This is a genomic window from Ralstonia sp. GX3-BWBA (assembly GCF_003290055.1).
In the GTDB taxonomy this organism is placed as follows: Bacteria; Pseudomonadota; Gammaproteobacteria; order Burkholderiales; family Burkholderiaceae; genus Ralstonia; species Ralstonia holmesii.
Genome location: NZ_QMKS01000006.1, coordinates 189,190 through 208,778 on the forward strand (window position 1 = coordinate 189,190; position 19,589 = coordinate 208,778).

Annotated in this window: 18 protein-coding genes and 1 pseudogene; 4 read left to right on the top strand and 15 right to left on the bottom strand. The window is 62.3% G+C overall.

Annotated features, from left to right (window positions below):
- Window positions 1–80: 80 nt before the first annotated feature.
- The 11 genes from DOD19_RS05940 to DOD19_RS05995 form a co-directional block, all read right to left on the bottom strand.
- On the bottom strand, window positions 81–1,517 hold the full coding sequence (locus DOD19_RS05940; protein WP_112184545.1) for a caspase family protein: 1,437 nt from the start codon (window positions 1,515–1,517) through the stop codon (window positions 81–83).
- Window positions 1,514–2,170 (bottom strand): hypothetical protein, encoded by a 657-nt coding sequence (locus DOD19_RS05945; RefSeq protein WP_112184547.1) that lies wholly within the window; start codon window positions 2,168–2,170, stop codon window positions 1,514–1,516. The genes DOD19_RS05940 and DOD19_RS05945 overlap by 4 nt, the downstream gene beginning before the upstream one ends.
- Window positions 2,167–2,886 carry a sigma factor gene (locus DOD19_RS05950; protein WP_112184549.1) on the bottom strand — a complete coding sequence of 240 codons (720 nt, stop codon included), beginning with the start codon at window positions 2,884–2,886 and terminating at the stop codon, window positions 2,167–2,169. The genes DOD19_RS05945 and DOD19_RS05950 overlap by 4 nt, the downstream gene beginning before the upstream one ends.
- 98 nt (window positions 2,887–2,984) lie before the next feature.
- The gene (locus DOD19_RS05955; RefSeq protein WP_112184551.1) at window positions 2,985–3,407 is read right to left on the bottom strand and encodes a YbjN domain-containing protein; all 423 of its coding nucleotides are present in this window, start codon (window positions 3,405–3,407) and stop codon (window positions 2,985–2,987) included.
- 166 nt (window positions 3,408–3,573) lie between these two features.
- Window positions 3,574–4,521 (bottom strand): glycerophosphodiester phosphodiesterase, encoded by a 948-nt coding sequence (locus tag DOD19_RS05960; protein ID WP_112184553.1) that lies wholly within the window; start codon window positions 4,519–4,521, stop codon window positions 3,574–3,576.
- Complete coding sequence (locus DOD19_RS05965) at window positions 4,496–6,127, bottom strand: hypothetical protein (protein WP_239497972.1); 1,632 nt, start codon at window positions 6,125–6,127, stop codon at window positions 4,496–4,498. The genes DOD19_RS05960 and DOD19_RS05965 overlap by 26 nt, the downstream gene beginning before the upstream one ends.
- The gene (locus tag DOD19_RS05970; RefSeq protein ID WP_162634351.1) at window positions 6,124–7,026 is read right to left on the bottom strand and encodes a hypothetical protein; all 903 of its coding nucleotides are present in this window, start codon (window positions 7,024–7,026) and stop codon (window positions 6,124–6,126) included. Before DOD19_RS05970 ends, DOD19_RS05965 begins: the two co-directional genes overlap by 4 nt.
- A gap of 175 nt (window positions 7,027–7,201) precedes the next feature.
- Window positions 7,202–8,395, bottom strand: a complete 1,194-nt coding sequence (locus tag DOD19_RS05975) for a hypothetical protein (RefSeq protein ID WP_112184557.1) — start codon at window positions 8,393–8,395, stop codon at window positions 7,202–7,204.
- 110 nt (window positions 8,396–8,505) lie between these two features.
- A complete protein-coding gene (locus tag DOD19_RS05980) occupies window positions 8,506–9,132 on the bottom strand; it encodes a DUF4755 domain-containing protein (protein ID WP_112184559.1) in 627 nt (208 codons plus the stop codon).
- 32 nt (window positions 9,133–9,164) lie between these two features.
- The gene (locus DOD19_RS05985) at window positions 9,165–10,802 is read right to left on the bottom strand and encodes a hypothetical protein (protein WP_112184561.1); all 1,638 of its coding nucleotides are present in this window, start codon (window positions 10,800–10,802) and stop codon (window positions 9,165–9,167) included.
- Window positions 10,803–12,064: 1,262 nt separating this feature from the next.
- Entirely contained in the window at window positions 12,065–12,265 is a 201-nt protein-coding gene (locus tag DOD19_RS05995) for a hypothetical protein (RefSeq protein ID WP_112184565.1), read from the bottom strand.
- Window positions 12,266–12,395: 130 nt separating this feature from the next.
- Between DOD19_RS05995 and DOD19_RS06000 the strand changes: the two genes are divergently transcribed.
- Complete coding sequence (locus DOD19_RS06000) at window positions 12,396–12,695, top strand: hypothetical protein (RefSeq protein WP_112184567.1); 300 nt, start codon at window positions 12,396–12,398, stop codon at window positions 12,693–12,695.
- A gap of 68 nt (window positions 12,696–12,763) precedes the next feature.
- Here the strand turns inward: DOD19_RS06000 and DOD19_RS06005 are convergent, their stop codons facing one another.
- The gene (locus DOD19_RS06005) at window positions 12,764–14,743 is read right to left on the bottom strand and encodes an AAA family ATPase (RefSeq protein ID WP_112184569.1); all 1,980 of its coding nucleotides are present in this window, start codon (window positions 14,741–14,743) and stop codon (window positions 12,764–12,766) included.
- 254 nt (window positions 14,744–14,997) lie between these two features.
- Window positions 14,998–15,981 carry a CAP domain-containing protein gene (locus DOD19_RS06010; RefSeq protein ID WP_112184571.1) on the bottom strand — a complete coding sequence of 328 codons (984 nt, stop codon included), beginning with the start codon at window positions 15,979–15,981 and terminating at the stop codon, window positions 14,998–15,000.
- A gap of 428 nt (window positions 15,982–16,409) precedes the next feature.
- Between DOD19_RS06010 and DOD19_RS06015 the strand changes: the two genes are divergently transcribed.
- The 3 genes and pseudogenes from DOD19_RS06015 to DOD19_RS06025 all read left to right on the top strand — a co-directional run bounded on the left by DOD19_RS06015 (window position 16,410) and on the right by DOD19_RS06025 (window position 17,434).
- A complete protein-coding gene (locus DOD19_RS06015) occupies window positions 16,410–16,712 on the top strand; it encodes a helix-turn-helix transcriptional regulator (RefSeq protein WP_112184573.1) in 303 nt (100 codons plus the stop codon).
- A gap of 2 nt (window positions 16,713–16,714) precedes the next feature.
- Window positions 16,715–17,073 (top strand): annotated as a pseudogene (locus tag DOD19_RS27860) (PHA-granule associated protein 4).
- Window positions 17,074–17,146: 73 nt separating this feature from the next.
- Window positions 17,147–17,434 carry an H-NS family nucleoid-associated regulatory protein gene (locus DOD19_RS06025; protein WP_012435369.1) on the top strand — a complete coding sequence of 96 codons (288 nt, stop codon included), beginning with the start codon at window positions 17,147–17,149 and terminating at the stop codon, window positions 17,432–17,434.
- A gap of 128 nt (window positions 17,435–17,562) precedes the next feature.
- Here the strand turns inward: DOD19_RS06025 and DOD19_RS06030 are convergent, their stop codons facing one another.
- Window positions 17,563–18,222 carry a GNAT family N-acetyltransferase gene (locus DOD19_RS06030; protein WP_112184575.1) on the bottom strand — a complete coding sequence of 220 codons (660 nt, stop codon included), beginning with the start codon at window positions 18,220–18,222 and terminating at the stop codon, window positions 17,563–17,565.
- Window positions 18,223–18,226: 4 nt separating this feature from the next.
- Entirely contained in the window at window positions 18,227–19,588 is a 1,362-nt protein-coding gene (locus DOD19_RS06035) for an aminotransferase class I/II-fold pyridoxal phosphate-dependent enzyme (RefSeq protein ID WP_112184577.1), read from the bottom strand.
- Between the last annotated feature and the right edge of the window lies 1 nt (window position 19,589).

Consider the following 19,589-nt stretch of genomic DNA (forward strand, 5'->3'; position numbering starts at 1 on the left):
GAGCGGGCGCACACGGGAACACGCTCGGCAGCGGCGTGTGCCGGGCCGAGGTGTGAGACGCAGAAAAAGGCGGGGGGCTGTTACTGGGCCTTGCGGGTGGCGGCGCTGAACATGTTCATCAGCGATTGCGGCGTGACTTGCCCGGTTTCCGCCTGCATCTGGAAGAGGTTGAGCCGAGCGGGCATGTACCCTTGCGCAGCAGCGGCCTCGTAGTAGCGGCGCGCTTTTGCCACATCACGCGTGGTGCCGTGCCCGAGGTAGAACATTTCGCCGAGTTCATTCAGTGCATAGGGCATGTCTTGTGCGGCAGCCTGTCGAAACCAGCGCATTGCAATGGTGTTACTGCGTGTGATCTGTGTACCGGCGCCAAAGCCATTGCGGTAGGCCGTGCCCAGTACCGAGGCCGCTACCACATTGCCGCCGCGCGCCTGGCGCTCCAGGCGCGGCAGGTCGTCGCGATTGACGCTTTTGGCCTCGCGCTCGATCTGCTGGGTCAGCATCATCTGCTCGTCCTGGCCGGCGGTCTGGAACCACTGCAGCAGGGGTTTGCCATCGGCTGTGCTGAGGGGTGCCGCTTCGCCGGATGCAGGCACGGCGCCGCGCGCGGGCGTGCCGTCCACGTTGCGTCCCGGGCGCGCGAGCATGAGACGGGCCTGTGTGTTGGGGGCCGGCACGAGTGCAAAGTCGCCGACCAGCGAGGTGGCGATCCACGGCCGTTGCTCGTCGCGCGTGTTGGCGCGTACGTCGGTCATGACGTGCTTCATGACGTCTTCGATTGGCATGCCGGGGCGTGTGAGCCAGTTCGACAACGCCTGCGCGAACGGGCCATTGGCGCCACGCCCGTCCAGCGCACGCTCGCCGGGTTGCGTGGCGTAAGCCACCAGCATGCCGTTGGCGGGCTTCTGCGCTACGAAGCCGGCAGGCGCACCACCACCGCGATAGGTACCGCTGAAGCTGCCCTCATCGGGGTCGTTCCGGCAGGCGTCGAGCATCACAAGTGACAGATGCGCGCCGCTGTCTTTCAGGCGCGTGATCAGGTAGTCAACGGGCATGGCCGTTTGCGACAACGCATCGGGACGCTCCAGGGGCGCACCGACCGGAATCAGATAGTTGCGCCCCCGGATCTGCATGCCATGGCCGGCGTAGTAGAACGCAGCGGCGCCGCCGGCCTTCATGCGCTCTGCCAATCGGCCGAGCGCCTGATAAAGCGTGTCGCGATCGGCATTGACGAGCAGTTCGGTGGCGTAGCCGGCCTGCTTGAGGCGGGCGGCAATCAGGCGCGCGTCGTTCTCGGCGTTGTGCAATGCGTACCGGCCGGGGTAGCGTGTGTTGCCGATCACCACTGCAAACTTGGGCGCGCCGCGATAGTCGATGGATTCGGCTTGCGTAGATGCGGATGCAACCGGCGCCGGTGTGCCGGCAGTCGCCGGCGCGGCGCCGGAACACAGCAGCCAGGTCGCAATGGCCGTGACGGCAAGCCGCATACCGCTGCTTGAGCGTGTGTGCGGCCCGTTCATGGCCGGGGTCTGGTGATGTGCGCGTCGAGCACGATGCCTGTTGCCTTGAGTCTGTCGACTGCCTGCTGGGCATCACCCTCGCGCACCGAGATCCAAATCATGCCTTGGTCATTGGGGCCTCGAACGATCTCGAGCTTGAGCGCTGCCAGCGTCTTGCGTAGTTCACCCAACGTCACGCCATCGGCAAACACGGCCTGGATGAGCGGGGAAGCGGTCGCCGAGCTGCCTTCCGTGCCACGGAAGACCGGCGTATTGGCGTCGGTGTGCAACTGCTCTAGGCGCATGGTTTGCACGCCGGCCAGCAATGCGAGTGCCACGATGGACGCGAACGCCCAGGCACCAGCGGCAGGCCGCTGCCACCAGCCCATCATGCGTTGCCACCAGGGCTGTGCGAGTGCGCGCTGCCGGTTCTTGGTGGACGGCAGCTTGGGTAGCGCATCAAACGGTACAAGCGGTTCGGTGTGTGCGGCGGCGCGGGCGTGCACGGCGGAACGGGTGTGCTCGACGAGCATGCGATCCGCATTGGCGGTTTCGGCCAATTCCGGATGCGAGGCAATCATGTTGGTCATCCAGGCCTGCTCTGCGGCGTCGAGCTTGCCGCAAGCGAACAGGAACGATTGCGCTTCAAAGCGCGCCAGGTCTTCGCTGTTCATTTGGTGGTCTCCTTTCCCATGCCAAGCTTGCGGCCCAGGCACGTGCGCATGCGTTTGGCCGCTTCGCGCACCCAACTGCGCACCCGTTCGGTGTTGAGCAGCTTGTCCTCGGGCATGTGGGCCTGCAGCACCGCCATCATGCCGTCGTAGGTGAGGGCTGTGTCGACCGCCAATTCCATCGCCAGCCGGTAGTTCGGGTCGTTGCCGGCCGGCAGTGTTTCCAGGCATGCCTGGGCCGCTGCAACGACTTGCTGCTGGTACACGGCATCGGCCACTTCATCAAGCGGTAGCATCGGGCACACCAGGCTGCCGAGCACGTCGCTAGGGCGGTCTTCATCGGCCGAGGCGTCGCTGATATCGACGGTGGTGCCGCCGTTGCGCAGGGCATCGCGAACGCGCACTTCCTTGTAGTGCTTGCGCAGTTCGGTGAGCGTGCAGTAGCGTGTGATGCCTTGCACCCAGGTCTTGACCGAGGCGCGCTTCGGGTCGTACTTGTGCGCGGTGTTCAGGATCTGCAGCCACGTTTCCTGGACTGCGACCATGGCGATTTCCTGGTTGAACTTTGCCGTCTGGAGGGCGCACAGGTCGATAGTCTTGTAGATGCGGTTATAGAACTCCCGCTGCGCACGTTCTACGGCACGGCCATTGGCACCGGAGTCGCCGAACTTGCGCAGCAAGTGTGCAAGCTCTTGGTTTTCGAAATCGTCGCGAATCATTCCCAAGGTTCCCGCGTGGTGTTCTTCCAAGCCCAGTCCGAGGACGGTCCGTGTCGGGCAGGCGCAACCGGCTCTACGTGGAGGTGCATGAATCTTGTTCAGTTCAGGGTGATACTGGCCACTCCAGTAGTACGTGCGTGCTGCATGGTATCGGCAAACATCGTGACCGAACGCATGATCGTCCGCACGGCGCGAGACAAGCGGCGCTCCCACGCGGTCTGGTCGTCGAACAAGAGCTCGACGGTGAACCACACCGAGCCCGCCTGTGTATGCGCTTTGACCAGCTTCATGCGGCGATTGACTTCGTCGAGCGCTGCCAGTGCCTGTTGCATCTCCAGTTCGGAGTCGATGCTCCAGACGTTGGGCAGGATCAGTTTGGCGAAGTCAGGGTCATCGTTGTCGAAGCACAATGCGTAGTTCATGCCTTCACGCTTGAAGCGGATGTCGCCGTCTTCATCGAGTTCGGCTGGATAGCCTTCGGTGCGCAGGTAGTCGAGCAGGTACGTGGCGTGGTCTCGCATGGTGTTCTCCTGGGTGAGCGAATGCTTGCCGGGTGCCGTGGCGCGGTCGGTACGCCATGGCGTCGGCAGATACCCTTCATTCGTTGCGAGGGGAGAAAACCGGAAGAAAATTTTTGGAGCTCCATGGACGGGTGTGGCGGAACAACGGCGACACACCTGCCCAGCACTAGTGCAGGTGTGTCACCTGCCTGACCTGCGCGCAGAAGCTGTCGGCGCGGCCGTCGATGATGGCGCCGCTCGGCAGCCGGTTCGTGCGGGCATGTGCGCGGCCGATCGCGCCGGCCAGCGCGGTGTCGCCATCCACGGCATAGGCAAACACCGACAGGCCGGTGGCGGCGGCATCGTCCAGCAGCATGGGGTTGGCATCCATGGTCTTGGCATCCACATGAACGCCCACCGGCTTGCCCAGCTCGGCGACCACGTCCTGCATCCAGGCGCGCGTCAGACGGGGTGAATGTGCGTGTTGCGCGACTAGGCGCGTCCATCGGTTCGAGGCTGCGGCTTCTGCGTTGCGCCCGTCGAAGACAATCAGGCCGAGATAGCCCTCGCGGTCTGCGCCGCGCGCGCAACGCAGCGGCGTGCGCAACCCGGAGGTCAGGAACCAGTTGCCGTGCGGAATGGCTTGGTGCAGTTGCGCGACCAGGGCCTGCACCGGCTGGCAGTTGCCGACCACTTCCTTGATCTCGGCATTGAAGGTCTTGCCCGGATACGCTGCGGCAATGGCGGCGGCGTCGGCCAGGAAGGGCGGCGCTTCGTTGGTGGCGCGGCCGTGCAGCGTCATGCGCGCGCGCCGCCAATCGGCTGTGGTCAACTTGGCCACCGGCAACGTGCCGCCGGTGAGCACGGCGCGGCCCGTGGTCAGGTCGTGGTGCAGCACCCAGGTGCCGTCGGCCAGTTGTTGCATGTCGATCTCTACGCCGTCCCAGTCGCCGGCGTAGGCGCTGCGCAGCGCGCTGGCGGAGTTCTCTGGCGAGTCGGCCGAACCCCGGTGGGCGTGGATCTTCATCCCCAGGCATTCGGCCAGCGCCGGTGCGGCGGGCAGTGCGCACGCCAGTGCGGCGCCTAGTGCCGTGCATACGCGCGCGAGATTAGGAGCCCGCAGGTTGATAGCCATAGGAAAGCCCTTGCAGCACGCGGGTGCGGATGGATTCGTTGATCGGGTAGCCGTAGCCTTGCCCCACCGCTACCACGTGCGCGATGTTAGTGAGTACGCTGCGGCCGGTGCTTGCTGGTGCACCCTCTGCGCCGTTCGCACCGCGCGCCCACTGCAGCATCTGCGTGAACAGGGGACTGCGCGTGACGGCGTTGTCCGTATAGGACAGCGACACCCAAACGCCGCTCAGTGTGGTCAGCAGCACGGCGGTTGCGACGAGCGCGGCGCCGCGCGTGAGCCGGCCGTCGGCCGGTGCGCGCAGCAGCAACAGGGTCTTGGCCAACAGATAGAGCAGCTTGGAGAAGTGGCCGATGGCGCCCAGCAGCGAGAAGAACAGCGCGATGGCCGGCACGACTGCGGCGCGCGTGGCGTCGATCCCGGCTTGCTCATACTTGCCACCACTGGCGAAGTCGCTGGCCGAGGCCTCGTACTTGACCAGTTCCTGACGTACCTGGCCATCGATGAAGGCGTCGTACACCGGTGTGAATTCGGCGGGCGAACCATAGGAAGTCGCAACGCGAATCTGCGCCGGCAGCTTGAGCGTCTGACGCAGTTCCTGCTGGACGCCGGGGCGGGCAACGAAGGCTTCGTATGACAGGCCAGGTGGGATGTGCTCATTGCCGACCTTGACGCTGCGGGCGCTGGCCGACATCTGCTGGCGGTAGCGCTGTTCGACTGCCGCGCGGAACGTGGCTTCGTCTGCCGGGTCCCAGTTGGCGGGCACCGGCACGCTGCGCCGCACGTGCTTGACGACCGCGCCGCGCGCCCGGGCCGGTACCGTGGAGGGTTGCCAACCGCGCCGCGCAAGCTGGTTGCGGTAGTCGTTCCAGGCGCGATCCTGCTGGTTGCGCAACCCTTCGTCGGATGCGGTCGGAATGCGGGCGTACTGGCGCCATTTGTCGCTCAGCGCCTTCATCGCATCCTGGTAATCCTTGTAGTAGGCCTGCGTCGGCTTGGAACGGCGCACGGCTGCGCGGATGAGCGCTTCCTTCACGGTGCGGGTCTTCTCGTCGAGCCGGTCCACCGACACCGCCAGAAAGGGAAACAGCGCGAGGAACGCCTTGCCTTCAGGGCGCGCAAACAGCGCCTCGTCTTCCACCAGCCCGTCGAGCTTCAACCGGCCCTGCACCAAGGACCGCTGCAGCAGCACGGAGTTAACCGCAATGCGCCGGAACTCCGCATCGCGTGTGTAGACGACGCCGTCCACCAGCGTCTTGATGGTGAAGTAGACCACCAGCACGGTCACGCCAAACCACACTGCGATGGCCTTGTAACTCGGCTTGCCGGTACCCTTTTTGGCACGGTGCGTCAGCATGAGCTGGAGCACGACCAGCGCCGCGGCGATACCCGACAGGGTGCGCCCGAAAATCTCGATATGGTGAACGTCGTCGATGGTCGTATCACCGCCGACCACGTCGAGCAGGCGCGCATTGAACCCCAGCTCGAAGGTCAGGTAGACCAGCGTCAGGCAGATCAGGAAGAGGCCCTGTTTGAGCAGGACGGATCGCGTGGAGGGACTGCCGGCGGCGCCAGCGGCCACCGGTTGGGAAGCGGACAGGGTTGTCATTTGAGCAGATCCACTCGCACCGGTTTGATTTCCTCGGCGGGGAAGGACATGGGTGCCGGGCCGCGTGCGATGGGGGGCGTGCCGCCACCCGTGCCGGTATTGGGGCCGCCGCGCTTGCGATGGCTGGTGCTGACGGTGCTGGTACTGGCAGGACTGACGGTCGGGCTGGTCGGCGTGCTGGTGGTCGGGGCGCTGGTGCCGGCGGTCGTTTGCGGGAGCCCGGGCACATAACGGTTGCCATCGCCAGCGGAGGCGTTGCCGGCGCTACCCTCCGGCGCGCGCAGCGACGCATCGGCAAACGGCTTGGCGTTCAGGTCCGTGCCTGGTGGCACCGGCACGGCGGACTGCAGCATGCGGTTGTCGGCGTAGGTGTAGCGCACCAGGCGGCCATAGCCGGGCATGTCGAAGGTCAGCGCGTTGTTCCTGGAGTCGAGGTTGGCGCGCGGGCGATCCTTGCAATTACCGAATTCCCAGTGCAGCACGTCGCTGCGCTGCACGGCCAGCAGCACGTACTTGTACGGGCAGTTGCGCTCCTGCGTCTCGATGGTCAGCACGGTGCGCTCACCGATGTTGTCCACGCGCGCCACCTTGGCGGTGAGGGCGTTCTGCAGCGGGATCACGCGCATGTAGCGCGCCAGCTTGAGCGAATAGCCGCTGTTGTCCTTGCGCAGCGTGCCGTCCGAGCCGTCTTGCAGTTTGAAGGTATCCACCACCGTGCCAAACAGTTCGGCCGTGTCGACGCCGAATTGCATGCCGCCGCGGCCGTTCGGGTTGACGGCGCAACCGGCCAGCAACGCCGCTGTGCCAAGCGCCATGAACAGTTGGCGCACAGAGGGGCGAGCGCCGGTGGAAAAAGGGGCACCCATCGTGGTGCTGCGTGGAGCGGTTGTTTTATTCATGCGACGCACATCTCGGGGAGACTGACTTGTGCTGACGTTGTTCGGGTGTACGTTGAGTGTTGTTGCATTAGCCAGTACGGGTGAGCAGCTTCGTAAGCTGTCGAAGCAGGGGCTGCGCGGGCATTGACGCTAAGCATTGATCGATGTGAATGTGAGTCACCGTTGGTCGCCGGCCTCAGCCTTTCGCGCTTACGGTATCGAGGACTTGCTTCCAGCCAGCAGGCAACCAATTCATCACGGCGATGTTGGGTTCATACGAGGCCGCCTGATCCCGGCAGTATTTCTCGACAATGGGCGCAAGCCGCGCCGTGGGCACCTGGCGCTTGGCTTCCATCCCCTCATAGATCAAGCGAAATGCCTCGTTGAGCCCTGGTATGCCTTCAGCCACATGGCCCACAAGGATCGGGTTGTACTTGATCGCATAGATGTTCGAGCGGAGGGCAAGCGCATCATTGGCCATCAACCGGCCGACGCACTTATCCGGAGCCGCCTCTGCCCGGCTCCTGTCAACCATGTCCTGGGACTCTTGGACTTCCTTCCGAGTCTTCTCATATTCCTTTTGCGCATGGGCGACATCTTCCGGCGTGCTGCAGACGCTTTTCAGAAAGCGCTTCTCGATATCCGACAGGACATGCGCCTTGTCATCACGGCTGCCCGTTGGCGCATCCGGTTGGCGAGGTTCGATTCGCACGACTGAGCTCATGACTTGCGCGCAATCTCCCGCGCGGCGTTCCAGCAGCTCCGGATGTTGAAGCAAGACCTCCACAACCCGGCTTTTGTTGTCTCGCAGCGCGCGCTGCGCGCGTCCGGTGTCCCATGGCATCCCGCCGTCCATGAACAGGCCCACGGTCTCCGCATCATTGTGGTCGATGGCATGCAGAAAATCGGCGTCGGTCCACATCACCCCGCGGTTCGCCAGTTCCTTGCGCGGGTTGGTGCTGGTTTCCTTCTTGACCGTATCCAGTTTCCTGTTGAGCTGGTCGACGCCTTCGGAGATCTGGTGCGTATCCACCAGCAAGCGCTGGATTTGTGCGGCAAGCGGGGAAGCCGAGGCGATCAGGCCGCCCGCGTCTGCATGCCTGGCGCTGGCAATGGCCCCCACACTGAACGCGGTCGCGCACACCCCTGAGCAGACCAGCAGGCTGGAATGCAACTGCGCGCCCCTCGGAAGCCCCAACAGTTTCATGACCAACAGCACGAGGAACAGCATCACCACCCCAACAGCCACATAGCTGATGTAGGGAAAGTAGGGCCGCAGGAAATCCAGCACCGGGAGGAGCGTCGCCGTGGAGATCGTGATGACCGCATTGATCGGGCCGATATGGTCTGTGACCCACTTGCCGACTTCGACGTATTTCTCGGTTTTCATATTGGTCAGTCGATTCTTGCCAAGCGATTCAAGAAACGATATCTCTTGCCTCGCTTGGCGATCAGCGTTCCCTAGAAGCCAGGCGATGCTGCAATGGTGAGCATCGTTGCTTATTGCTCGTTCACGACCTGGCGCATGATTTCCATCCAGCGTGCATGTTCCTTTTGCGGCATGACGATGCGCCATTTCGGACGGTCGATGTCGCGCACGGTGATGAACATGCCGCTGCGCGCAGCGGCCCCACTGGATTCGCCGATATTGGCAATAGCGCCTTGCAACCCACCGCCGACGACCACGCCGGCCGTCTCGTGAATCGTCTGCCACTCGCGGATGTCGTCGAAGCTATACGCTTTGCGCGCGCCTGCTTCGATCAGAGCGATCTTGCGCGTTGCCGGGTTGAGTGCAATGCCGCATGCCGATTCCACGCCCGAAGCAAACAGGTAACCCGAACCTTCGGCTAATCCGATCATCTCGCGCAGTTGCTTCTCTGCCGATGCTTGGTGGCGCTTGCTCCAGCGCCACACCAGCAAGACCGGTACAGCCGCAACGATCAGGACAAGCAATCCGATCCCAGGGTTTTTGGCTACAAACAGCGTGATCAAACCAATGAAGCCGAGAAAGGCAGCCCAAAGTCCGGTCAGAACCCACATCATTTTCATCAGAGCACGCATGTCATTTCCTCGATTTTTGGGGTGGTAGAAATGGGTTGGCTTTATGTGAAGCGGAGGCTGTACCATGGCGGCGCAATGCCGCCCTGGCGAGCGCGGATCTATTGCAGCCAGGCTCCGACATAACCGCGGTTGGGATTGCCGGTAAAGACGCCGTGCTCGACCATCGCAAACCGCGTGCGGCCTCCCGAGACAAAGCGATAAGCCTGGAACCAAGCGTTGCCCGGCAAGCCGATAACGGCAGCAGGTACGCCGGATAGCAGCGTCGTCAGCTTGTCGGCTGTCAGCGTGATCGTCGGTTGGCCCGCAATGGTGATGGTGGCGTTGCCCGATGCATCCACCGCAATGCTCGAATGCACCAGCGCAGGCGTTGCGGCAGACACGCCGTCACGGCGGCAGTCTTCCCAGTATTGCGAGAAGGTGACGCCCGCAAGATCGGTGGCTGAGGCCACCTTGGTGGCGGTCTGCGCGATCAGCACGTCGGTCGACTTGAGCCCGTCGGTGCCGTCGCCCACACTGGCCGCCATGCAGACCATCGAGGCAGCAGGCAGGTTCGGATCGCTGGCCAGGCTGGAGAAGTTCATGCCGTACCGGACCGGGTTGCCCCACAGGAAGCCGCCATCCGGCTGCGGGGTAACGGTGATGGTCAGCGAGCCGAGGTTCAGCGTGCCTGCCGCGCCCACGCCGTTGTCGATGATGGTGGCGATGGCGGGCGCCATACTCTGCGCGTTGTAGTGATAGTCCGAGTAGCCGACCGCGCCTTGCGGGACGATGGGCGTGGTGGCCGCAGCGGCGCACGCCGGAGCCGGGCTCAGGCGCGTGGCCGTCCAGGGGTGGCCGAATGGCGAGGTGGGGTTGCTTTCGTCGTAGGTGCCCGTTGCCTGACTCCAGTCCGCACCGGTGAAGGTGCCAGTGAGGAAGTCGACCGTGCCGATAGTCGCATTCGGGGCCCGCAGCGTGGCCGACGCCGTGAACGTCCATTTCTGCATGGCCGGTACGTAGAGCACCGAGCCGTTCAGGTACGCTTGGGTGCCATCGCTGCGCGTGATCAGGCCGGAGCCAAAGCTTCCGTTCACCTCGCTGATGTTGACCACAAAGGTGTCGTCGGCGCGGTCGGCATGGGTGAATTGCCACTGACCGGCAAACTGGCACATGTTCTGGCTCTGCATGTGCGCTTGCGCCACGGCCGGCGATACCAGTGTCTTCTGCGGTGCGGCGGCGTGGATGGCCGAGACGACGGCCGGGTCCGCCGCAAACGCGGCGGGCGTTTGCGCAAAGTTCAACTGGGTATTGGCCAGCGCAGCAACCGAAGCCGCCGAGATCTGGATGCTGCCACCCGGGTTACCGCCCGAGTCGAGCGATTGCAGAAACGCACCGATGTTGGTCACGGTGTCATTGGTCACATCGGCGGCGTTGGGCACGAGTGCCAGTGGTGTCACCACGGCCTGCCCGGTGGCCGAGCCAATGGCGACGCCGCCCACCGAGAAGGTGACGGGTTGGCCGGGCACGTAGTTGAAGTGACCGGCGGCATCTGTCGTGCCGCTCAGGTTGCCCGACACGTAATGGAGGCCGCCAACGGGCGCATCCACAAACACACCTTGTGAGGTTTGCGGCGTGGTCGGGTTGGTGTTGGTAGAGCCGCTGGCGTTGCTGGAACCGTCATTGCCCCCGCCACAAGCGGCGAGAGCCACGCAGAATGCCAGACACGTGAAACGGATGGTGTTCGTATTTTTTTTCATAGGAGATCGGGCTCCGTGCTGCGCACGAAGACTGGTGATTGATACGGCAATCAAACGATTGTGAGCACCCTCCGTTAGAGGGGAATTCCTCCGCTCAATAGACGGGGGCAGTGCAAACATCGGCTGAACGGTTCCGTTTAATCCGTTCGATTGATTTGAGTTCCGCTATACAAAGGGGCGTGATGGCGCATGGGTTTCTCCAGGTTGGGCGGCCGCCGGACGCATGGCTGGGAGGCGCATTGCCACGCCATTGCAGGGCCGTTGTCTCTTATTCGCTGGAGCGGGCCAAAGCCGGAAATTTTTTTCGGGCGATTTGAAATCGGGCCCATTGGCTTTGGGGAACTTCAGGGGAGGCGAATGAAGGCGATGCAACGCACTAGAGTCTGCGTAGGCAGTGGCGGCGTTGCAAATGAAACAAAGGCACCTAGTGCTCACGTGTCCACCAAGAATTAGATGGACACGATGCGCTCTCGTTTTCCTTCAAGACGGGTTCACCGGGCGCTTACGTTCATCCGGCCCGGCAAGCCCCTGGAGACGGCAAATTGGCAGGTCGCCAGCGGGGTGCACGGAGTGTTCTCTGTAGTGGTTCGTGACGAACCAGCAGCGAGATCAATGGGAACGCCACTGTCGCGTCGCGTTTGACTACATCGCTTTGGCTGCCGAGCAGGGGCGGGCGTGAATTATGTCTCGTCCCGTATTGCGGCACGGGCGCTCTCGACAAGCTGGGGAATGGAAGGCACCATCATCCAAAGCACGCGACCCGTAAAGACCACCATACAAAACTTTGCAGCGTAAGTGGAGGTCGTCACGAACCGCGGGGACCAAGTGAGCCAGTCAAGCAGAATGGATTGAATTCCATTTGCCACCCAGAGTCCCCCTGAGAGGCAGGCCAGCGCCATCAGAAAAGGTGTTGCGACCGCCAACAGCGCAGCTGTGTTCAGTATTGCCCAAGCGATAGGGTGCCAATCCCCATCCGGCTCAATGATGGGCCAAAGTTTGTCAGTAGTGCTCTCGCCGCGTTTCATTTCTGTCACCCAATATCGAGTTCATTAACATGATCGCGCCTGCTGGCTGCGGCAGCAGATGCCGCTATGTCACAGGCTCCTTTGCAGGGTAACGTCGAGTTCGGGCGATGCAACCGCACCCTATGAGAGGTCGACTCGCGGGAGGGCTGGACGCGTTTGCGGCGATGGGGTGATGACGCGCACAAGGCGCGCACGCCGACGTTAGGAAGCTTGTAGCGCGCTCGCGCTGCAGAAGGGTTAGGTTTTGCGAAGCCGATCGATTTCGACGACTTCCTCAGTGTGTTGCGCATCGGCGTCGCTGGCCATTCGACGCAGCAGTTGTTGACGCCAGCCTTTGAGCGCCGCCCCCGGAATGGTTGTGTCCATCACGCCCGTGACACCAGAGTTGGTGACGGTCTCGGACACCTCACGGCCGTTGGGTGCGGTAAATGTCTTCATGATTCGATTGAATATTTGGTTTTGTTGCGACCTGATTGACTTCACTGTAGTCCAACAGCCGCAGTTGCGTAGCAGCGCCGGTCGGGTAGGCTAATCAATACAGTGAGACCGTCTTTCAGGAGGATTGGACATGATGAATGGCGACGACGGCGAAGATCTCCCCATGCTGTGTTTCCGGCTGGTTCGCGCGCTTGGCACCTTGCTTCTTGCAGTTGCCGCGCTCGTAGTGGTTCTCGCCATGTTCTGGCGAGATGTCCGGCTGGCGTCTTTTCTTGACCAGTGGTTCGGTGGATGGTCGGACCGCACGCTGACACTTGCCGCGACGCTGATGCTAGGCCTCTCCGCGCTCGCTTTTCGTCTTGTCGAGCGAAGCGAGCGGCGCTATGCACAGAAACGACGCTCGCTGTCCCGTCACGGATTCTGGGGCTGACCAGGTCGATCACGGCGGCCCCCGCATTCGAATGGCGAGATCGCCTCCAGGTCCAGTTGCCGTTTTGTTTAATCCACCAACACCGAGCGTGCACCTTGTTCCACGTCGTCCCGACGCAGTGCAGTTGACCCGTCCCGCATGCGGCGCATTGCTGCGGCGTCGATGGTTTTCTGGATGACCGCATCCGCATCGGCGATCGAGCGCCCCGTCACCTTGTCGATCAACAGCATCCTGACTTCTTCGGGAATTTGCCAGGTGTCCGACCACCTGACCACAGCGGCTTCCACGTACTCGGCCATGTCTCGTGCACCGGGAACATCGAACACGATCTTGTCTTCGAAACGTCCTCCGCGTACGGCCGCAGAATCGATACGATCATAGTGATTCGTTGCCGCAACAAAAAGCACGTCCCTGACCCGACCGCCAGCACCATCCATGGTTGTCAGGATCTTCTCCGTAACCATGCCGTAGTTTGAGTATTGCCGGTCGCACAAGATGCCGTCGGCCTCATCCAGGAAGACGATCACGGGACGGATGTCGCAAGCCTCGCGGTAGAGGGCGTCCCAAGCCTGTGGCTTCGCGATGATTTCCGCACCGGTGATCTTAAGGAACGCCCAGCCGCTCGTTTTGGCTAGCGCCATCGCCGCCTGGGTCTTGCCGGTGCCCGGCGGCCCGATGAAGATGACCCCCGGCGGCAGGCGACCGCCGATTCTCTCTAGGTTGTCGACGTTCTCCATCTTGAACGCCAGGTCGCGCAGCGCGTTGCGGGACGCCTCGGGCATCAGGATCTCGTCGATCGACTTGACGTTCTCCGGCAGTTTGCCGCGGCGCCCCTGCAGCAGACGCATTGCTCGCATGCCCACGTCGAACGTAACCTTGCTGGCGAACTGACCATCACGCCACATTTCATACAGTTGCGGACCCAGTGAAGACAGTCGGCTCGCGCTGAATCCTTCCCACCGTTCCGCCAGCTTCTTGACGGCTTCGCTGTCGACCAAGTCGAAGCCGAGTTCATCTCCTATGGAGCGGCGCAGAATCGCCTGACGAGCTTGCAAGTCGGGTGCAGGAATCTCGATCTTGTAGTCGAAGCGACCTTCGCGGATCCCAGCTCCGTCCAACTGGTCCAGCATGTTTGTGGCCGCGACCAGGATGACCTGGGAGCCTCGCAGCGCAACGATCTCGGTCAGGAGCACGTTCGTGAGATCCTGATCCATATGGTGCGCATTGCCATCACGCGCCTTGAGGAACGAGTCGATCTCGTCGATGAAAAACACGCCAGCCCCGCGCTTCCGCGCCGCCTGGAATGCAGCCTTCACTTTCTGTGGTGTTTCGTTGACCCACTTGGAAGCCATGTCACCATAGGCGATCGAGAAGAAGGGCACCTGAAGCTCGCCAGCGAGCGCCTCGGCAAACATCGACTTGCCATTGCCTGGATCGCCGAACAGGATCATGCCGTTGCGCGGCTTGCCTTGTCCTTTGAGAATCTCCCGTGCGGCCACCTCCAGCCGCTTCTTAGTTTCGGCCATCCCGACGACATTCGCAAATGTGTACTGCGGGTAGCGAATGTTTTCGTTGAAGTCGTATGCTGGCGCGGCGGGCTGCTGTTGCGTGGGCGGCTGCGAAGGTGCGTCGGCTACGCTAGCTTTTGCGACGGACGGTTGTGGGGCAGGAGGGGTAACACGGGGCGTACCGGATTCTGCGGACCTATTCGAGGCGTCACGGCTGCGCTGATGGTACAGATGCCACAGGCCGAAGAACGCTGCGGTCAAGATCGCTAGCCCAAGCGACCTGAAATCGCTTCCGGCGAGCACGACGCGCAGAGCCCCGATGGTCAGCACCACAAACGCCGCCAGCGCATGCTTCCAACTGCGGAGCCTCGGTAGCCATATCAGGCCAGCAGCCATGAGGGTGTAGCCGAGAAGAGCACCGCTCTCCGGTGCTGGCATATGCAGCGACCCTGCGTGGACACTCGCTCGCATTAGCGAGAACCAGTACAGCACCAGGATAACGCGCGTGGCTTGCACGGCGAAGAGAATTAGGTAACGCATGTTGACCTCGGAGTCAGCGTTTTCGTTGTCAGCGCGGGGCGCGTTGCTTTTCGCGCTGGAGCGTCTTGTCACAGGACCAGTCTGAGGGCGACTTCATCCAAGGCAAATCGAGTTCCACCGAGTGCGTGAGGGGGAAGCATCGTTCCAGACCTGGGGACAGCAGGTGCGAGGTGGAGTCCCGGGTCTGGGCGCATCCCTCGATGGATCAGTCGAGTAGGAGGAAAATGTGCCGGCGCATCAGCACCGGCACTGGCTTAGCCGACGACGTTGCCGGTCGTGAACGTGAAGCTGCGCGAGAACGGCGTGCCATTGATCGTGCCGGTGAGGCTCACCGAATACTGTGTGCTCGGTTGCAGCGGTGAAGCCGGGTAGGCGACGGCCACGAACGCTGGGAGCAGCTTGTTCGGATCGTTGGCCGAGGAAAGCAGCTGGAGGCCAATCGCGTGCCCTGCGTTGTCCGTCATCGTGCCGGATTGAAGCACAACGGTGTCACTCGGGTTACCGGCAACCGCGACCGGCGTGCCCCAAGGCCCAGACGTGTTGGGCGGCGCGGGTATCTCGCCGTTCGACAGATAGGCAACGCCCGTGGTGCTCTGACACGGGAACGTCAGCGGCAGGTTGCCTGACATTGATTTCGGTGCGTCGATGCTTATCGATGCACGGACATCGGGATAGCCGGCATACGTGGTCTTCGATACGCCAATCCCCACAATGCTCGATGGCCAGACGCCAACCGCAATGTGGTACACACCGGCCAGCCAGTCGATCACGTGCTGCCGACCATACTGGGTGTCGCTCAGCGTGGCAGTCGTGTAGTAGCCACCGCTTGCACCACCCACATAGACGTTCTGGAATCCGGCCGCAACGGCACGGTCTTGATAGGTCACGCCGGTGAATCCGGGCTTCCCCGATGTTTCGCTATCTGAGATCACGCCGTTCGCACTCATATATGCGGCGTGCGCTTGTGCCGCCTGATCCAGCACCGTGTTCTCCTGCAGAGCCGGGAAGCCGCACTGTGTCCGATACTGATTCAAGAGGGTGAAGGCTGCGATCTGAGAGCTACCGGCGGCATATTGCGGCGTGGCCAGCGTGCCAGCCACGGGCTGTGACGCCGTCGTCGATCCGCCGCCAGATGAACTACTGGCAGTCGACGGCGGAGCACCATCACCGCCGCCGCAGGCGGACAAGGCGAGAACGGAAGCAATGGCGATCGCGAGCAGCGAGAGGTTTTTTTGCATGAGGTATTCCTGTTAGCTGTGAGGTCCGTGACCGTTTCGGGATCACTCTGCTTACCGTACTGACGCTTTCGGAAAGTCAAGGCCATTGGCTGTGAGACGGTCGTTCGACGTGCCGGGCCAACCACACGCAATTCGCGCACAGCATTCCTTCCCTGGCCAGAGTCAGTGAATATGAGTCGAGGGTGCGCAAAGGCAGCACCAATCTCCGTGCGACCGACTTCATCCGATGCAAATCGATTTCTTTCGAGTGAATGAAGTCTTTAGACCGCCGCCTAGCGTCCGTGGTCGTAGATGGCTTTGCGGCGGGGAGTATGTAGATTTGGAGACCAGATTTCGTGTGGCTTCGCGCTCTTCGATAGCTAAGGAAGTCTTAGTGTACGCAAATTTGATCACTAAGAACATCTTAGCCTTTGGGGAGAAGGCTAAGCATGGACGTAGTAGCAAAGCGTCTCAAGGAGGCGCGTACGCTAGCTGGCTTATCGCAGGAGCGACTCGGTGTGCTGGCTGGAATCGATGAGATGTCCGCAAGTGCGCGGATGAACCAATATGAACGGGGCAAGCATGTCCCGGATTTTGGTACTGTGGTTCGGATTGCGGCCGCGTTGAGTGTGCCGCCGGCCTATTTTTACTCCACCAAAGATGACGAGGCTGACCTACTGGTGAAGTTTCATCGTATGACCAAGGCGCAGCGAGTCAAGGTCATCGATTTTGTTGATGGGCTGGCGCCGTAGTTTTGGGCACAAGCGGAATCGCAGTTGTTGAGTCGGATTACGAAACGGGTTGGCAGGATGCCGTCGAGCTTCGCCACATGGGCCAGAAAGCAAGGGTTCGCGTTGAGTTTCGTAGCCAGGAAAACATTGCCGTGCAATCATTGAAGCCGCTTGTGGCTGGGCTCTATCGCGCCAAGTTGACCTTTCGCCAACGGAACCTTTTCTGTCATTCAATCTAGATACATTGCCGGTTGGTGAGTTGGTCAAGCTGGAAGCCATAGCCGCAGCATCCGATGACTACATTCTCAGCGGCCATCTGCTTCGCGATGTGGATGTCCATTGGGATAGTGGTGGAGCACTGTTGAAGCGCGTTCATCGCTGATGACGCGATACCGGGAAACCTTGCCACGCCGAAAGCCGAATACTCATCTTTCTTTTCCTAGAAACTTCGCTACATGCCGAATCGTGTTGATCTGTCCATGATCGAGTCCAGCCCTGCGGCGATGTTGCGGCGACGGGCTGAGGCTATCGCGTGGGTTCGCATGCAGATCGCACGATATGGCCTGGCGTATGCCGATCTCACTGCCGCAGGGTGTTTTCCGCCGCTTCGTCGCGCTTCATCGAAAGCACGATATCGTAGTGCTGAGGGTCAAACGTGGGATGGAGAGGGCGATATGCCGGATTGGCTGCAGCGTGCGGTCAATGCTGGCCAGAGCCCGGAGCACTTCCGGGTTGGAACTTGACAGAGTGGTCCATAGGCCGTCGCGGACTGTGTTGGTCGTGATGTCCAATCAGTCCCGGCCCGCATGCTAGCCGTCTGCTGGTAATAGCGCGTGGTGGGTCTGCACCTACTGGGCCGACACTCGCCCAGTCAGCTGCAAGCGCAATACCGCATCCGAGTGGCCGCCAGGTGCGTTGGCAAGCTAGCCGAGCGGCGGCCACGTTCCATTGGTTCGAATCCGAGTTCCCGGTAAAGCGCCGCTGCACGGTGGTTCGTGTCCAGCACATCGAGCACAAGCGTCTGCCCGACCGTGGAAGGAAGCAGTTGCTGCTTGATTGCGTGTGAGAAGAGGGCCCTGAAAATTCCCCGGCCGCGCAGATCGGGGCGCGTGGCGCAGTGGGCCACCAGCGTTTGTCGCCGCGTGGGAGCGGGAATCTCGCTTTCGAGAATCAGCCCGCGGCGGATGATGCTGGGCGTGCGGCGCAGGCCAAAATGCTGCAGGAAGTCGCGGACTGCGTAGAGATCATCCAGCCAGTTGTGCCGACCGTCCTGGATCGCAAGGGCAGCGATTGGCTGACCGCCGATCGTGGCGACCAAATGGCGCTTCCACGAGAAACGCCCGCTTGGGGTGGCGATGGCACGGCGCAGGAAAGCCTCGCATGCGGCCGGTGGCACGCCCAGCAGCCAGTCAAATTCCTGGCGGCCGGAGGCGAGCACCAACGGCGCCAGCGCAGCGGCATCGCTAGCCGCAGCGCGACGGAACGTGAGTGCCGAGCCCGATGACTGATCCATCTGCAGCATCGTGTCCATAGTGCTAACGCCGTGCCAGCTGCGCAACGGACGCTATCGTATAAGCGATCTGTTCCGGCGTGTGGGTGGAGCAGATAAAGAAGCGCAGCCGCGCGGCTTTCTCCTCCACCGCGGGATAAAAGATCGGCTGCGTGTTGATGCCTTTCTCGAACAGTGCATTGGCCCATTGCGCGGCCTTGAGCGAACTGCCGATAATCACTGGCACGACCGAGTATCCGGCGCTCAGCCCCGTGTTGAGGCCCGCTTCACGTGCGGCGTCCAGGAACTGACGTCCGCGCTCGCGCAGCTTGGCGACTCGTTGCGGCTCATCCAGCATGCGCCGAAGAGCGGTAAGCGAGGTGGCGGCCAGCACCGGTGACAATCCAACGCTGTACAGGAAACCGGGTGCCAGGTGGCGCAGGATGTCGATCAGCGCCTGCTCGCCGGCGATGTACCCGCCGCAGCCCGCCAGCGTCTTGCTGAAAGTCCCCATCCAGATATCGACGTCGCGGCCGGCCAGCCCGAAATGCTCCCGGATGCCTTTGCCTGTCGCACCGAGCACGCCGAACGAGTGCGCTTCGTCGACCATGAGGAAGGCACCGTGGCGGCGCTTGATGTCGATGAAGCGTTCCAGCTCGGGGAAGTCTCCATCCATGCTGTAGATGCCTTCCACGGCGATCAGCACACGGCGGTAGTCGCGCCGCACGCGCGTGAGCAGGGCGTCAAGCGCTGCCCAGTCGTTATGCGGGAAGTTCAGCCGCTTGGCGCCGCTGAGCTGCGCCCCCTGCACGATGCTGTTGTGCGTCAACGCGTCATGCACGATCAGGTCGCCGGGGCCAAACAGGCATCCGATCACGGTGACGTTGGTGGCATGCCCGCTGACGAAGGCGACGCAGTCGTCGACCTCGTAGACGCTTGCCAGCGCGCGCTCTAGCTCGCGCTGGACCGGCCGCTCGCCGGCCACCATGCGGCTTGCCGACGCCGAGGTGCCATACTGGTCGACTGCGGCTTTGGCGCTGGCCGATACCTCAGCATCCCCGGATAGGCCGAGATAATTGTAGTTGGCGAAGTTGATATAGGACTGGCCGTTGATCTGCGTGGTGGCCCCGGCCACGCCTTCGTGGACGCGGAAGAACGGCGACGCAATGCCCAAACGCTCGCTTACCTCGCGGATGATCGAGACCTGCTGGTACGCAGGCAGCGTGTCGAAGCGGCACAGTGCCGCATAGTCCGCCGGATTGACCGGCTGTGCTGCCGACGCTTCACCGGTATGGGCCGCAACTGCCGCCCGTTCGGCTCCCGTCTCCATTTCTTTCGTGACCCGATCAAGCTGCCGCTTCAGGGCCTTAGCAGCAAGCTGCTGTCGCAACTGGTCGCCCAGTCTCATA

Bases quoted from the DNA above. Each gene is read 5' to 3' on its own strand.
- DOD19_RS05950 (WP_112184549.1), bottom strand. From the start codon at position 2,886: ATGATTCGCGACGATTTCGAAAACCAAGAGCTTGCACACTTGCTGCGC.
- DOD19_RS06025 (WP_012435369.1), top strand. From the start codon at position 17,147: ATGCCGAATCGTGTTGATCTGTCCATGATCGAGTCCAGCCCTGCGGCG.
- DOD19_RS05960 (WP_112184553.1), bottom strand. From the start codon at position 4,521: ATGGCTATCAACCTGCGGGCTCCTAATCTCGCGCGCGTATGCACGGCA.
- DOD19_RS06005 (WP_112184569.1), bottom strand. From the start codon at position 14,743: ATGCGTTACCTAATTCTCTTCGCCGTGCAAGCCACGCGCGTTATCCTG.
- DOD19_RS06035 (WP_112184577.1), bottom strand. From the start codon at position 19,588: ATGAGACTGGGCGACCAGTTGCGACAGCAGCTTGCTGCTAAGGCCCTG.
- DOD19_RS05965 (WP_239497972.1), bottom strand. From the start codon at position 6,127: ATGACAACCCTGTCCGCTTCCCAACCGGTGGCCGCTGGCGCCGCCGGC.
- DOD19_RS05955 (WP_112184551.1), bottom strand. From the start codon at position 3,407: ATGCGAGACCACGCCACGTACCTGCTCGACTACCTGCGCACCGAAGGC.
- DOD19_RS06000 (WP_112184567.1), top strand. From the start codon at position 12,396: ATGATGAATGGCGACGACGGCGAAGATCTCCCCATGCTGTGTTTCCGG.
- DOD19_RS05975 (WP_112184557.1), bottom strand. From the start codon at position 8,395: ATGAAAACCGAGAAATACGTCGAAGTCGGCAAGTGGGTCACAGACCAT.
- DOD19_RS06015 (WP_112184573.1), top strand. From the start codon at position 16,410: ATGGACGTAGTAGCAAAGCGTCTCAAGGAGGCGCGTACGCTAGCTGGC.
- DOD19_RS05995 (WP_112184565.1), bottom strand. From the start codon at position 12,265: ATGAAGACATTTACCGCACCCAACGGCCGTGAGGTGTCCGAGACCGTC.
- DOD19_RS05940 (WP_112184545.1), bottom strand. From the start codon at position 1,517: ATGAACGGGCCGCACACACGCTCAAGCAGCGGTATGCGGCTTGCCGTC.
- DOD19_RS05970 (WP_162634351.1), bottom strand. From the start codon at position 7,026: ATGAATAAAACAACCGCTCCACGCAGCACCACGATGGGTGCCCCTTTT.
- DOD19_RS05945 (WP_112184547.1), bottom strand. From the start codon at position 2,170: ATGAACAGCGAAGACCTGGCGCGCTTTGAAGCGCAATCGTTCCTGTTC.
- DOD19_RS06010 (WP_112184571.1), bottom strand. From the start codon at position 15,981: ATGCAAAAAAACCTCTCGCTGCTCGCGATCGCCATTGCTTCCGTTCTC.
- DOD19_RS05980 (WP_112184559.1), bottom strand. From the start codon at position 9,132: ATGGTACAGCCTCCGCTTCACATAAAGCCAACCCATTTCTACCACCCC.
- DOD19_RS05985 (WP_112184561.1), bottom strand. From the start codon at position 10,802: ATGAAAAAAAATACGAACACCATCCGTTTCACGTGTCTGGCATTCTGC.
- DOD19_RS06030 (WP_112184575.1), bottom strand. From the start codon at position 18,222: ATGGACACGATGCTGCAGATGGATCAGTCATCGGGCTCGGCACTCACG.